8 protein-coding genes are annotated in these 14,196 nt (G+C 56.6%); 2 read left to right on the top strand and 6 right to left on the bottom strand.

The window, feature by feature from the left end; translation table 11 throughout:
• Nucleotides 1–521 precede the first annotated feature (521 nt).
• The 6 genes from X738_RS77980 to X738_RS77960 form a co-directional block, all read right to left on the bottom strand.
• The gene (locus X738_RS77980; protein ID WP_023803669.1) at nt 522–962 is read right to left on the bottom strand and encodes a hypothetical protein; all 441 of its coding nucleotides are present in this window, start codon (nt 960–962) and stop codon (nt 522–524) included.
• Nucleotides 959–1,438 (bottom strand): hypothetical protein, encoded by a 480-nt coding sequence (locus tag X738_RS86465; RefSeq protein ID WP_023803668.1) that lies wholly within the window; start codon nt 1,436–1,438, stop codon nt 959–961. The genes X738_RS77980 and X738_RS86465 overlap by 4 nt, the downstream gene beginning before the upstream one ends.
• On the bottom strand, nt 1,435–3,969 hold the full coding sequence (locus tag X738_RS77975) for an N-6 DNA methylase (protein ID WP_198032942.1): 2,535 nt from the start codon (nt 3,967–3,969) through the stop codon (nt 1,435–1,437). Before X738_RS77975 ends, X738_RS86465 begins: the two co-directional genes overlap by 4 nt.
• Before the next feature lie 215 nt (nt 3,970–4,184).
• Nucleotides 4,185–4,370, bottom strand: a complete 186-nt coding sequence (locus X738_RS77970; RefSeq protein WP_023803665.1) for a hypothetical protein — start codon at nt 4,368–4,370, stop codon at nt 4,185–4,187.
• Nucleotides 4,370–4,636: a hypothetical protein gene (locus tag X738_RS77965; RefSeq protein ID WP_051407997.1), complete on the bottom strand. Its 267-nt coding sequence runs from the start codon at nt 4,634–4,636 to the stop codon at nt 4,370–4,372. Before X738_RS77965 ends, X738_RS77970 begins: the two co-directional genes overlap by 1 nt.
• 56 nt (nt 4,637–4,692) lie before the next feature.
• Nucleotides 4,693–5,130: an integron gene (locus X738_RS77960; protein WP_245277862.1), complete on the bottom strand. Its 438-nt coding sequence runs from the start codon at nt 5,128–5,130 to the stop codon at nt 4,693–4,695.
• Nucleotides 5,131–5,378: 248 nt separating this feature from the next.
• Between X738_RS77960 and X738_RS77955 the strand changes: the two genes are divergently transcribed.
• Nucleotides 5,379–11,378 (top strand): DUF3320 domain-containing protein, encoded by a 6,000-nt coding sequence (locus X738_RS77955; RefSeq protein ID WP_084833957.1) that lies wholly within the window; start codon nt 5,379–5,381, stop codon nt 11,376–11,378.
• 140 nt (nt 11,379–11,518) lie between these two features.
• Nucleotides 11,519–14,119 (top strand): AAA family ATPase, encoded by a 2,601-nt coding sequence (locus X738_RS77950; RefSeq protein WP_023803660.1) that lies wholly within the window; start codon nt 11,519–11,521, stop codon nt 14,117–14,119.
• The last annotated feature ends 77 nt before the right edge of the window (nt 14,120–14,196 follow it).

Raw genomic sequence — 14,196 nt, 5'->3', positions numbered from 1 at the left:
GCATTGCTCATCGCCAAAGTGAAAGAAATCACTTGCATTCCCGGGGGCGTCCACACACGGCCCGAAGCTGCGAAATGGGCCAATCTTGACGTGATACTCTTCATATTTTGTCGGCCTTTCCGCATAGTGCAACCAAATCAACAAGATCGGTACTTCCATCCACTTGTGACAATTCTTCCTGTCACATCGGGGGATGCCCTTTGGCCTGAGGGAAAGCCCGAAACGTGGCCCATATCGGACTGTATTGTAACGATGTTCCCGCTGCGTTCCTCAACTTGGCCGCTATCGCAGCTTCAGGCCGAATGGGCCTATCTCGCACATTTGACGCTTCGTTTCGAGGGATCCTTGGGTGGGTGGGTGGGTAATTTCGTTCGAGCTGTTGGCGAGTGCGGCCGCCGTCCAGGTCGCATCCCGGTAATCCTGTCAGGATAGCAGCCATGACCGAAGGCTGGAACGATCCGGCACCAGCGAAACTGGGCAGATAGCTGTGAGTGAATCGCGCTCGGAGGCGAGAAAGTGGATCATTTGCTCGTCCGGTTTCCCCACAATGCTTCCAAGCCCTCGCGCACGTTGTTGCCGACCCTCTCGACAACGGCGCATTCGTAAAAATCCACGTCGACATGAACCATGTGGTCACCCACGAGCCGCGAGGCGATCGTGACTTTGGTTTTTCCTTTGAGCGGAAAGAACTTGTCGGGCTTCACGCGGAATCTCTTGCACTGGTATTCGATGAGCGCTTTCACCTTTTCGTAGTCGATCTCGGGGCGAGGTGATGCTCTGGCGCGTTCTAGCTTTTCGAGCACTGCGGCAGCCGATCCGAAGCGCTCCGTGAATTTTCGTTCCAAGAGAATTGGATTGAGTCCGTGTTCCGCCGCGATTTCCTGTGTCGCGGCCGCCAGCTCGCTACCACCTTCGACTTCGCCCCGCAAATCGGCGAGAGCATCTTCCAGTGCGTTGGTCATGCGGATTGCCTTTGATTACGACAGCATCTCGAACACGATTTCGTTGATCTCGCGCCCTTCACCGGTGGAATCCAGGAGTTCCCGAATATGCCTTCGGGTTGCGGCGAAGTGGAGATCAGGATTGATTGCGAGCCCGTCACGATGCTTTCGGCCGCCTTACCCAATTCGGTCAGTCGCCGATGGATCGGATTTTCGACATCGAAGCGAGGAATCGGCACCTCCCACACATGCTTGGCTATGTCGCGCTCGTCCTTTCCATATGTCATGAACGGCCGCACAAGCTCAGTGGTAACGGGTGCGTTCAGCACTGCGCAAAGATAGTCGGCCTCGTTGTCGGAATGAACAGAAGCCCAATAAAGGCCGTTCCCGAAGATCGCGGCGACAACATGCATCCCCGAACGGTTGTAGACGACCCGAAGCGGAGGGGTTGGAAGCTGCCTGGAAAGCTTAGATTGGTAATCGAGCTGCTCGATCAAGGGGAGGCGTTCGCTCGAGCGGTTGCTGTGCCAGATTTCTTCTGCCCTCGACCACCATTGCTGGAGCCCCTGATGCAGGTCAATCTGGCCCCGGTCGAATGCCGCCCTCGTGCCGCTTCCCCAGTTCGAAACGGATATACGTTATCGCCCGTGTAGTAGGGGCGCACGAATTCGGTTTCCACCACACCTGAAATATCGGGCAAATCCTTCCAGGGCTTCTTCTCCTGCACACTTCGCGACGATCTGACGGCGATCTTGCCCGCAGGAATTCCCAGCGTAGAGGCTTCCTGTTTCTCAACCATGAAAGCCATGCGGGGCAGAACGTTCGCCCCCTGAGTAAAGGCTGGAGCATAAGGCGATTTCGTTAGTTGACCGACATGCCGCAACTTGCCGTCGGTTCTTGTGAGGCTTGCCTTCGCCTCGGGCCACGACATGTTTGCCGCCTTCAATCGCCCTGTCCAGAGTTCGGCTTCCTCGGGCATCTTGCGCCCTGACCAGGTCGCGCCCACGAGGGGATTGCTGGCGTGCTCCTCCCTGTTTCCAAAGACGACACAGGCCGCACGCGGGAAAAAATGAGGCCGAATTCGACGGAGATCCCACGAAGCGGAAAACGCGATTGCGACATCACCGGACTTGCCGCCGTAATGGCCGCTTCTGAAGCCAGCATAGTGCTCGCGATCGATTGCCGCATTCGGCAGCACCAGGCCAAACTTGCCGCCTGTCTTCAGATAGAGTTCGCAAGCCCTGACGGCGAACAAGCCCGACAGGTCCTGATGCGTCGACAGCTCGCCGCCCGCCCATAGGTCGCGGGTTTCGCTCATCACCTTGAACGTTGCCTGCATTTCGATCGTCATCTTCCGATAAGCCAGCCACGGAGGATTGCCGACAAGAACGTCCACACGATTCCCCGGTCGCGACAGCCACAGCGGCCTTGCCAGATTCCTGATGTAGTAGCCCCAGATGTGGTCGCGACCTTCGTCATGCAGACGGCACATCGTCTTGAACGTGCCCTCTATAGTCGCATGGTGATTTTCTTGGATCGCAAGTCTCTGCAGGACCGCTCTCAAAGTCGGAATCGGTGTTCCGGGCTTTCGGTGGGATGCCCGGTTGGCCATCTCGTTGACCAGCTCGTCAAATCTGGCTGCATCATCCAGCAGGGCATCCGGGAATGACAGTTCGTTTCCGAACAAATCCCGCTTGTCGTCGGCACGGATGACAAGATTGCCTGCCGCCCAAAGATCGATGTTTTGCTCCTGCCATTGTAGGCTGTCGCCGAGATAAACCGGAATGCGGATCGTCTTGCGATCGGGATCGATGAGCCTTTGCCGCCCGATCGCCAACAAATATGTGACACGGGCCAGGGTGACGGCAACGGGATGTAAATCCATTCCGATGACATTGCGCGTCACGCCGTCGAGGATTTGCCCGACACCCAAGCCCAGGCTTTCCGCGGCGGCGATGTATCGCCTGATCGCATGAAACAGGAAGGTGCCCGAACCGCAGGCGGCATCGAGAACTCGCGAACCCATCGGATCGGTGACGGTTTCCTGCACGATGACATCGGCCAGCCAGTCGGGCGTATAGTACTCCCCCAAGCGTTGGCGCGTTTCCGTGCCTATGACGCTTTCATATAGGACCTTGAGGACGTCCTGCTCGACCGAGCTCCAATCAAAACGCGCCAGCCGCTTGGCAAGTGTCCTGACAAAGACTTCACCGCCCTCAATTTCCAAGACCCAATCGAAGAAATCGGGTTCCACCACTCCGTCTATGCCGCTTTCGTCAAACTTCTCGCCCGCCAGCAGTGCCGCAGGGTTCAAGGACTCAATTGCAAGACCGAGAACGGCGTGCGCGATGATATCCGCGGTGTTCACGAGAAGTGTGTGCTCGACGAAGAGAGCGTCGGTATCCTCAAACTGAGTACCGAGTGCCGAAGTGAGGAGCCGCGACCACAATGTCCGCTTCATCTTAACGGACGGATTTTCCCGGTTGCGCAGGTAGAGCGACGAGAGGCTTGCGCGGTCGAGGGCGTAGGAGCTGCTTCCGGCACCTAGCCTTGTCTCGATGTTAAATGCGGTTGGAGCGATATCGCTGGCCGTTGCGAGCACACCTTCAAGCCATACGACAAACCGTTCAATGTCGGCGGCGTTGGCATCGACCGTGATCGATGAAACTTCGCGCAATTTCCCGTCCACGAGATCGTAGCAAATCCACTCGGTGCCGTCGGTGAGAACGCCGACATAACGGAGGCCCGTCTGCGCCATGCGGAGCTCGACATATCCGGCAAGCTGTTCGACGGCTTCTGACTTGACCTTGCCTTTGCGGAGATCTCGCTTCACCTCAATTACGGTTGAGCCTACTTCGACGTCGATCCGGCGACGGTCGCCCAGCTGCGACTCCAGCGAGACGATCGTAACGTCGGATTCCTCAAGGTCGAAGGGTGCCGACAGAATAAACTGACGCACATCCGCCTGTATTTCCGATTCCGTCCGCTTATCGTTCCGCCGCGCTATCCGCGTAAATAATTCCAGCAATATTGTATCCCCCAATCGATCGCACCATTCACCGTTCGCGCCTCTTGTGCAACCGAAAGGCTTTTTCGTTCACTGCTGCAGCGAACTGATGCACTCGCCGTAGAAGGTTTGGGTGTCCTGACCGGGCGCGCTGACGCTTACGCTGGCAGGCAACCGCAGAGAGAACGTGAAATCCTGAGCGCCGTAGGCCGCTGACATCAGACTCGATCCGACACTCATGGGAACAGGCTTCGTCTGGCCGACCTGCAGGGTGTATCGTTGGCACCCATGCCGCCACGGAACGTCAGGATCATCGGCGGCATCTTCTCGAACTGGCAGCTGACAATCGTCGGCTCGTCGGCGGCGATGGTGATCATGGTCGTCATGCCGATCATGATCATCGCGATCAACAGGCGCTTCATCAGTATTTGAACTCCTGCGTATTGGCGGCGGCATCGGATTCCATCTCGACACAGCCTTTCAGGATCGAATAGGAACCGCCGCTAACCCGGCCGACCTCATCGCAGTAGCTGCGCATTCTCGAAGGAATGCCTAGCCAAGAGGTTTTCAGGGTGTCGTGGGCCTCCTGCTCCATTTTCATGCAGCCATTATAAATCATCGACGATCCTCCGCTGACATCGGCAACTTGCTTGCAATAAGGTGTGCTGCCGCGGGCGAAGCCAACCACGTCAAGATCGCCACCGCGCCTAGGAAACCATATCTCAATTTCTTGTCTCTTAAATTTCAGCCCGCCCAGAGCCGAACCCAATTTCGATGCACCCAACCTGATCTGCAGGGGCCGGTGTACGGCTGCGTGGAAATCCACGGTGTCGAGACATTGCAATCGCGACGGCGCTTTGAATAGACAACCCCGAGCCATTTGCCCTTTTCGGCGCAAAGGTAAACCTGCTCGCCGCTGAAAAGGCGGTCGATCTCGGCATACTTGCTGCCCGGACCGCCTCTGACGGCCAGAAATCCGTCTCCACCCGGATCGAGGCCTTCAATTATGCCGTTCGCGCCGCAAGCATCAAAATCGAGATCGGCCTCAATGACAATCGGCACCTGAGGCCTTCGGCCCGGTTCTTGTGCGGACGAAGACGTCGGCACGATCATCACTGCCGATGCCATTATCAGCATGTTCGAAATTCGAATGTGCATTAAGCCCCCCATGTCGGCCTGCAACGACAGAAATCACATCCGGCTGTAATCCGGCAACTGAGAACGAAATCACGGCGGTCGATAAACCCAGCGCCTTCAACGACCAGAACCTGCCTGACCTCCTTCGGCCAAGCTCGGTAAGCCTTGAAGTATCTTGAAGAATTAGCCTGTGCCGCTGAACTCGTACACAGGAGAAATTTCTAGGCACCACGTCAGTCTATCGACATCGCTTCCTGGACCCAATAGTGTTTCGGGTTGGGGGGCTGCTGTGTATGGATTCAGTTTTTTCGGTTTCGGCGTCGATCGCAAATCATCTAAGCGTCGCGTTCCATCAGAACGAAATAGCGTTCGTCAGCGAGATCGAGCTTCGAAACGACCTTGGCAGAGACGTTGTCGAAATTGAATTGCGGATTGAAAGTGAGCCCGCATTTGCTGCTCCACTTGTCATCCACATCGATGGAATAGGCAACAATTCTTCTCGTCGAATATCGTCTGTTGATCTGAAACTCGATGCTGGTTTTTTGCGTCTATTACGAGAGGGGTTGCTCGGGTCGCTTGTGCTTTCTGTCTGGGAAGGCAAGGAAGTTCTCGCCAGACTGCAATCCGATATTCACCTCCATCCACCATCACATTGGGGCGGAACAGGTGCAGCGCCTGAATTGCTGGCTGCGTTTGTACGTCCAAACGATCCCGCCATTGACGTCGTGTTGCATGATGCAGCGTCGAAACTGAGTGCGTCAGGCAAAGATGCGGCTATAGACGGATACAAAGCCGGCACGAAAGAGCGAAGCTGGGAACTTGCAAGCGCGATTTGGTCCGCTATCGCGAGGCATGGGCTCACTTATGTTCTACCTCCTTCCAGTTTCGAGAGATCTGGCCAAAAGGTAAGGAGTCCGAGCGATATTCTGGAACGACGAACCGGAACTTGCCTGGACACCGCACTTATGTACGCGGCCTGCCTTGAGCAGGCAGGACTGAACCCGCTGGTGGTCCTCACGCAAGGGCATGCCTTTGTTGGCCTCTGGCTCAAACAGGATGACTTTTCCATAGTCGCGGTGGACGATGTCCAAGTTCTGAGGAAACGTCGCGATCTTGAGGACCTGATTCTGATCGAGACAACGCTGCTGACGCACAGTCCGCCTGGATCGTTCTCGGCCGCAGTAAAACAAGCCAGCATCCAGGTTGAGGAGGGAGCGGCTACTTTCGAGGTCGCAATCGATATTCGTCGTGCTCGAGTTCGCCATATCAGGCCACTCGACCTGGGGGAGGGCGCACTCTCCACCTTAAAGCCGATTGACGAAACACATCCGATAGATCTTGAGATCGAAGCGCCTCCGACATTTATAGGAGAGACCGTTTCTCATGCTGCGAAAGCGGAGCCGATTGACCGGCTGGAAAAATGGAAGCGCAAGCTTCTCGATCTTTCATTGCGAAATAAACTACTCAATTTCAAAGACACGAGAAAAGGCGTCCTGATCGAATGCCCTGAGCCCGCCCGGCTTGAAGACATGCTCGCTGAAGGCACGAATTTTAAGCTGATGGCCCGTTCGGACGTTCTCGGAGCGGGGGACGCCCGCGACTCCGAGCTGTTTCGCGAACGCCATCATGAGGATGGTCGGGAAAGCTATCTCCTACAGGCGCTGGAGCGTGCCGAGCTTCACACGACAAGTAGCCAGACGGAACTCGACAACCGTCTGCTTGACCTCTTTCGGCTGACCCGCACAGCTTTTGAAGAGGGCGGTTCCAATATACTCTTTCTGGCAATCGGCTTTCTGAAGTGGACCCAGAAAGACAAGGGACCTGTTTATCGTGCACCGCTACTCCTTGTGCCCGTTTCGTTGCAACGGTCGAGCGTTCGATCCGGTTTCCGCCTAGCGCTCCACGATGAGGACGTACGCTTCAATCCGACGCTGCTTCAGATGCTGAGGCAGGATTTCAAACTCAGCATTCCAGAATTGGACGGCGAACTTCCGTCCGACCAATCCGGAATTGACGTTTCTAAAATCTTGCGAATTGTCCGCACGCATGTGAAGGATTTGCGAGGCTGGGAAGTCAGCCCGGAAGTGGTACTGTCGACCTTCTCGTTCACGAAGTTTCTGATGTGGCGCGATTTGGTGGAGCGGACCGAACTCCTGAAGCGAAATCCGGTTGTCCGGCACCTGATCGACACGCCCAAGGAACAGTATGGCGACGGTACGCCATTCCCGGCGCCCGATAAAATCGACCAAGACTATCATCCCGCGGATATTTTTGCTCCGCTCTCGGCGGATTCATCGCAGCTGGCTGCGATCCTAGCCGCATCGTCGGGCAAGGACTACGTCTTGTTCGGCCCGCCTGGAACGGGAAAGAGCCAGACGATCGCGAACATCATCTCGCAGTGCCTGGCGCTCGGAAAGACGGTCCTGTTCGTGTCCCAGAAGACTGCCGCTTTGGAAGTCGTGCAAAGGCGTCTGCGCGACATAGGCCTCGGCGAATACTGCCTCGAAGTTCATTCCACCAAGGCACAAAAGTCGGCGGTGCTCGGACAGCTCAAGCAAGCGTGGCATGAGCGCCAATCGCCCACGGCAGCAGATTGGACCGCAGCCGCTGACGGGCTCGCCAAACTACGTGATGAATTGAACTCACTCGTTTCCGTCCTTCACAGGCGCCGCGCCAACGGCATGACAGCATATCAAGCCCTTGGGCGGGTGGCTGCGGATCGCGCGCGTTTCGTCGGAATGAAATTCGAGTGGCCGTCGACCGAGCATACTCCTCAACAGATTCAGGCAATGCGCGAATTATGCCGGGAGTTGAAGATCGATGCAGCAATTGTGGGCGACGTTGCATCGCATCCGTTGCGAGGTATGGGAACCTTTGCATGGGACCCTTTCTGGCCCGCTAAAGTAGAAAAGACGATCAAATCGTCTGTTGGCGCAATTCAGGACTTTGAGAAAAAGGCAAAGGCTCTTGCTGGCACTCTTGGCTTTGCGCCGTCCACGGTCACCGAAGCCACCCGCCAACTGATTGCCTTTGGCAAGATCATGAGTGAGGACGCTGCGGGTAATGGCGAGCTGTTCGTTGGAGAACGGGCCGCAACGGTCAAGTCCGCCATTGTCGAACTCAGCAAACTGCAAGCCAAACTGTCGAAGCAAAGGGACCAGTTGACGGTTGTCTATCGACCCTCGGTATTCGATCAGGATTTAAAACAGATCTTGTCGGACTGGACTGACGCCAAGCTCGCAAATTTCATAACACGCGGAGGCAAAGAACGGCGAGTACGGGCGCTTCTGCAACCCTACGCCACTGCCGATCTTCCTACAGAGATCGGACAGGATCTCGTTTGCCTTATCGAAATGAAGGAAACCGTCAAAGCCGCGAGCGAGCTCGTACCCCGCTTATCCGTGTTCGAGGGTATCGATACCAACATTGACATGGAACTCCGCAGCTTGGGTATATTTCTCGACTGGGCGAAGCGGTTTACTCAGCTACTACCGACAACCGCCGCGGTCGTCGGATTGACTACCAAGCAACTTCAGGAAGATGCGATCCTAATGCGCGTCGAGCGTCGCGAGGCGTTCCGGCCAGGCGGCGAAGTAGCCATCGCTTCGGTTGAGGCGGAGCAATCACTTTTGGCAATTGAAGGCGCAAATCGCGATCTTGAAAACCTTGTCGGTCACGCTCCGAAAGCGTCGTCTTTTCTGGACGACCCGTTGGAAAGTCAACACATCGCGACCCTCGAACGTTGGGCGACAAGCTTGGGGCTGGCGCAAACCTGGTCTGCTTGGTCAAATACGGCAGATCGAGCCCAAACTGCGGGACTGTCATCCCTTGTGGCCTCTATCGCCGACGGGGCAATCCGGCCATCAGAGATCGAAGCGGCTTTTGAAGCGTCATATGCCCGATGGTGGAGCAATTTCCTTGTTGCGGAAGATCCGCTGCTGCGGACATTCCTTGCGGCACGGCAGGAAGATGCTATTGCCCGTTTCCGCGCTGCCGATGAGAGGGTGACAGAACTGTCGAAGCGGATCGTCCGCTCAAGACTTGCCGGCACCATCCCTGGGCCAACCGCGTTTGGTTCCGATCCCGAGTGGGGCACGCTTGCGCGCGAACTGCAAAAGCGGGCCAAGCATCAACCGCTACGGCAGCTTTTCGGCAACATACCGACCATTCTGACTCAGCTGACGCCTTGCGTGATGATGAGCCCGCTTTCCATCGCGCAGTATTTGCCGCCCGATTCTAAGCCGTTCGATGTGGTCATTTTCGATGAGGCCTCACAGATACCTGTCTGGGACGCCATCGGTGCAATCGCCCGTGGCAACCAAGTCATCATCGTCGGCGATCCAGAGCAATTGCCTCCGACCAACGTTGGGGAACGCAGCGTCGACGAAATCGAGGATGGGACCGATGTCGAGGATCAGGAGAGCATTCTGGACGAGTCTCTTGCTTCCAATATTCCGGCCCAGCGTCTCGATTGGCATTATCGCAGCCGCCACGAAAGCCTGATCGCCTTCTCCAACAATGCATATTACAAGGGGCGGCTCGTCACCTTTCCCTCCCCTGTCACGCAGGATCAAGCTGTGCGCTACGTTCATGTCCCGAACGGGATTTATGAGCGCGGCACTGGAAGGGTCAACCGCGAGGAGGCGCGTGTTGTCGTGGCCGAACTCGTCTCGCGGCTTCGCGATCCTTACCCTGTCGGTCAGGGCCTATCGATCGGTGTCGTCACTTTCAATAGCGAGCAAATGCGACTGATCGAAAACATGCTCGATCAGGAACGTCGCAGCTATCCGGAAATCGAACGGTTCTTCGATGCCGCTCGATCGCAGGAACCGGTCTTCGTAAAGAACCTGGAAAACGTCCAGGGAGACGAGCGCGATATAATCTTCTTCTCCATCGCAGTTGGACCAGATCAGACCGGACGGACGGTTTCGACGGTAAGTTCGCTCAATAAAGAGGGCGGGCATCGCCGCCTGAATGTTGCGATCACGCGCGCCCGCCAGGAAATGGTCGTGTTCGCGACACTTCGCCCCGAGCAGATCGATCTGTCACGGACAGCGGCACGCGGCGTTCGGGAATTCAAGCACTTCCTGGAGTTTGCAGAACGTGGCACGCGCGCAATCGCCGAAGCATTCTCGCCAACAGGGCAGGACACCGAATCGCCGTTCGAGGATGCTGTTAAAGCCGCCCTCGAAACGCGTGGCTGGACTGTCCATCCTCAGGTTGGAGTTTCCAATTTTCGCGTCGATCTAGGCATCGTTGATCCGGACGCCCCTGGACGATATCTCGCCGGCGTTGAATGCGATGGTGCGACTTATCATCGCTCGGCGACAGCGCGGGACCGGGATCGGTTGCGGGAACAGATACTGCGCGGGCTCGGATGGCGAATCCACAGGGTGTGGAGCACAGATTGGTGGATGAACTTCGAGGTCGCGACGGAAACGCTTCACTCGGCTCTGGAGGCCGACCTCGCCTCAAGCCGGGCGTCCTCAACAAAGGCGGCCGAAGCTGCCGCCAAAGAGGCTGAAAAAATCCTGCTATCGCAAACGGAGGCAGATGCGGTGGCGACCGAGCCGGCGCTTGACACGGACAATGCCCCAGAGTCGAAGCTTGTCAGATCAGATACTCAGAAAATGGACGATTTCGCGGTCGAAGAAATCATCAGCGCCTCTATGAACAAACCTGCACTAGTCGGGCAGGGTTCCCCGCCCAACGGATCGGGCGCGCATGTTACAAGCTATGCCGACGCGGTCACAGTCGCGAGCCAGCCCGATCCCCAGGCGGGAGCGAAACGACTCTATCGTCAGACCAATCTTTCAATGGCCGGATTTTCGAGCGACGCATCGAAATTCTATGATCCGGCATACCGCTCGCAACTGCGCGCGATGACGAGTCATATCTTGTCCGTCGAAGCGCCGATCTACGAGGATCTGCTGTTTCAGCGGTTAGCGCGCGCCCATGGGTTTGCGCGGGCCGGCGGCAATATCCGCGAAACGATTCAGAACGCGATCGGGCGCATCGTTCAGGTGGTAGAGGACGATGGGAGACGCCTCATTTGGCCGCTGGGTACCGACACTACTGTAATTGTGCCATTTCGCGAGTGTATCTCCGAGGAACGCACACACGCCGACGTTCCGCTATGCGAACTTGCCTCGCTTGCGCTGCGCTTCGCCAAGGATGGCGGAGATCGTGATGAAACCGTCCGTCGTATGGCGCAGCACTTTGAACTGGGCCGATTTCGAAGCGTGACTCAGGAGCGCTTCGAACGCGCTTACCGCAGGGCGGTGGGAGATTAGGCGACTAATAGCGGAACTTACTCAACTATGCCCTCGGATCTCTCCAGAGGCGTGATTGATCATACTCTATTTCTATGTGGCAATTTCTGCAGATCGGTATCTGCCTCGCCCGTTTGCGCTAACGAAAAGGATTGAGCCCGATGCAGGAGGCTGCCATTTCACGCCCGCTCGCTAAGACGGTCAGTATTTGGGAGGCGCTCGACACTTGGGGAAAATCACTTCCCGGTTGGCAAAAATTCATGGTCGCCTATGCAGTGCGGGATGGCAAGCTTTCAGACGAGCGGATTGGCGAAGCCTACGCGATCTATCTGAGAGGAGCGTTGCTCAGCACTGACACAGCGCCGCTTGCCGCTATTCCCGATTCCATTACCGGTCGACCCGACAGCACAGACTCGAGTCCCCTAGTCATCGCCGGGATCAAAAACCCTGTCAGCATAAACGCAATCCCCGGTACCGCCGAGCTGCACTTCGGCAACGGCTTGACCATCATCTATGGGCACAATGGCGCAGGCAAAAGCGGATTTGCCAGAATACTATCCGCCGCCTGTTTCAGCCGCTCACGCCCGAAGATTCACCCCAACGTCTACAACACGAAGGCCGAAGTGATTCCGGCCAGCGCCGATATCATGATCAGGCGAGGACAGGGGCAGGATGAGACTCTTTCGGCCACGCACGGGACAGAGCATCCGGTCCTGCGCCGGGTGAGCGTTTTCGACTCAGCTATAGCCACCGTTCACCTTGCCCAGGAAACCCCATTGGGTTTTCAGCCCGCAGGGTTCGACGTTTTCGATGAAGTGGTCCGCGTGATAGAGGCCATCTCTAAACGCCTTGATGACGATATCGCTAAGCGCCGGTCCGCAAACAAGTTCGTCAACATCTTCATCGGCGAGAGCGCAATCAAGACTGAGATCAGCAATCTGTCGAAAGACACCGATGCAGCGGCGCTGCGCAAGCTCGCTGTTTACGGAGAGACGGAGGCACAGCGCCTTGCTGAGATCGACACCCAGATTGCTGAGCTGAAATCCAAATCGCCTGCCGACCTCATCAAGCAGCGCGAGGACGCGAAGAAAGATATCGATGACCTGAAGAAGAGGGCGGCGGGATTGCCGCACGAGTTGGGTGATGACGCCTGTAACGCTTACGAAGGGCAGGTCATTGCACTGAAATTAAAGATCGCCGCCGCAATGGCCGCATCTCTGGGTGGCGTAGGCAGCGCTGATCTCAAAAAGACCGGCAGCAACACCTGGGAGACCTTCGCAAAATCGGCACGGCAGTTGGGAAGGGAAGAGAAGGAATTCTATCCGCAAATTGGTGACCCTTGCCTGCTCTGCCATAGGCCCCTGGACGAGCCGTCGGCGTCGCTCATAAAACGCTTCTGGAGCTTCTTTGACGACGAAGCGCGTGTAGCGGCCGAGAAAGCCAACGCCGCACTCAACGCGACGGTCGAACGCTTGAAGAAATCGGACCTTTTGCTCCTGCCCGCAGAGGGGCGGATGCGCGCCGATCTCGTGAAAGTCGTACCCGCGCTTGTCCGCACCATGGATGAATTCGCTGCTCAGCTTGCCACTCGCCGTGACCAGATTGTCGCCTACCTTGAGCGCCGTATTGAGTCCTTGCCGGAAGGTGATATCGCAGCCCCGGACGCCGCTATCGCCGCCTGCCGGCAGACGCTGGATGACGAGATCAAACACCTAAATGAGAATTCTGTCGATGCGGCGCTGTCAGTCCGGCAGGCGGAGCATATCCTGCTGCGCCATCGGCAGGTTTTGTCTCAGAACATCGAGGATGTATGCGCCTATGTAGACAGTCAGCAATGGATCGATAAGGCAGCGACAACCAAAAGGTCGCTGACCACCCGCTTTGTCACCGAAAAGCAAAAAGACCTTTTCCAGACGCTGATAGAGGGAAATTACAAGGACCGGCTCAAGCAAGAGTGTAGTGACCTAGACGCTGTTCTGCCCATCGAGTTCAAAGCCAGAGGCAGTGCCGGCAAGACGATGCGCGGCCTTCAAATGCAGGCCGGTCACAAACCGAACGAGATTTTGAGCGAAGGCGAGCAGCGGGCAGTAGCCCTTGCCGACTTTCTGACGGAAGTAAATTTGAACCCATCTTCGGCAGGAATCGTCCTTGATGATCCGGTCACATCGCTCGATCACAGGCGCAAGCGAAAGATCGCGGAACGTCTCGCGCGCGAGGCGAAAGTCAGGCAAGTCATCGTCTTTACCCACGACCTGGTGTTTCTGAGCAAGCTTATGGATGTGGCAAAGGAGAACAATGTTGAACTCTCCACCCATTGGGTGGACCGGGGCGGCGACAATGCGCCAGGGCATGTCAAACTTGATGACTGCCCGGCAGGCTCCGATGCATATAAGACTCCACAGCGCGCAAAGGAATCCCTCGCCAAGGCGAGAAAAGCCATAGGGCAGACAAGGGTCGACAATGTGCGTGCCGGCGCATCGGCGCTACGGCAGACTCTCGAAGAGATCATCATCCGCGATGTTTTCAAGGGCGCGGTCAAGCGGTGGGACGAACAGGTCAAAATCGGCAACTTGAGGGATATCGCCTGGACTAACGAGGTCGCCGACGAGATATGCCTGTTGCAGGACGACATCTCTCGGCTCATTGATGCTCATTCCACGTCCGACGAGTTTGGCGGTGGTATGCCCGAACCGGACGATCTCGAAAAGCTGATCGCGAGAGTAGACGCGATGCAGATAGAAGCGAAAAAGAAGCGTAAGTGATTGCGCACTTTCTGGACAGCCAACACCGCGTATCCTGTAATTTTTTTATCGAGCCGCGGTCGAACCCCCTTATGCTC

This window comes from Mesorhizobium sp. L48C026A00 (assembly GCF_000502375.1).
Taxonomy (GTDB): domain Bacteria; phylum Pseudomonadota; class Alphaproteobacteria; order Rhizobiales; family Rhizobiaceae; genus Mesorhizobium; species Mesorhizobium muleiense.
The sequence above is the reverse complement of the archived record's forward strand: the minus strand, read 5'-3'. Positions and strand labels throughout refer to the sequence as shown.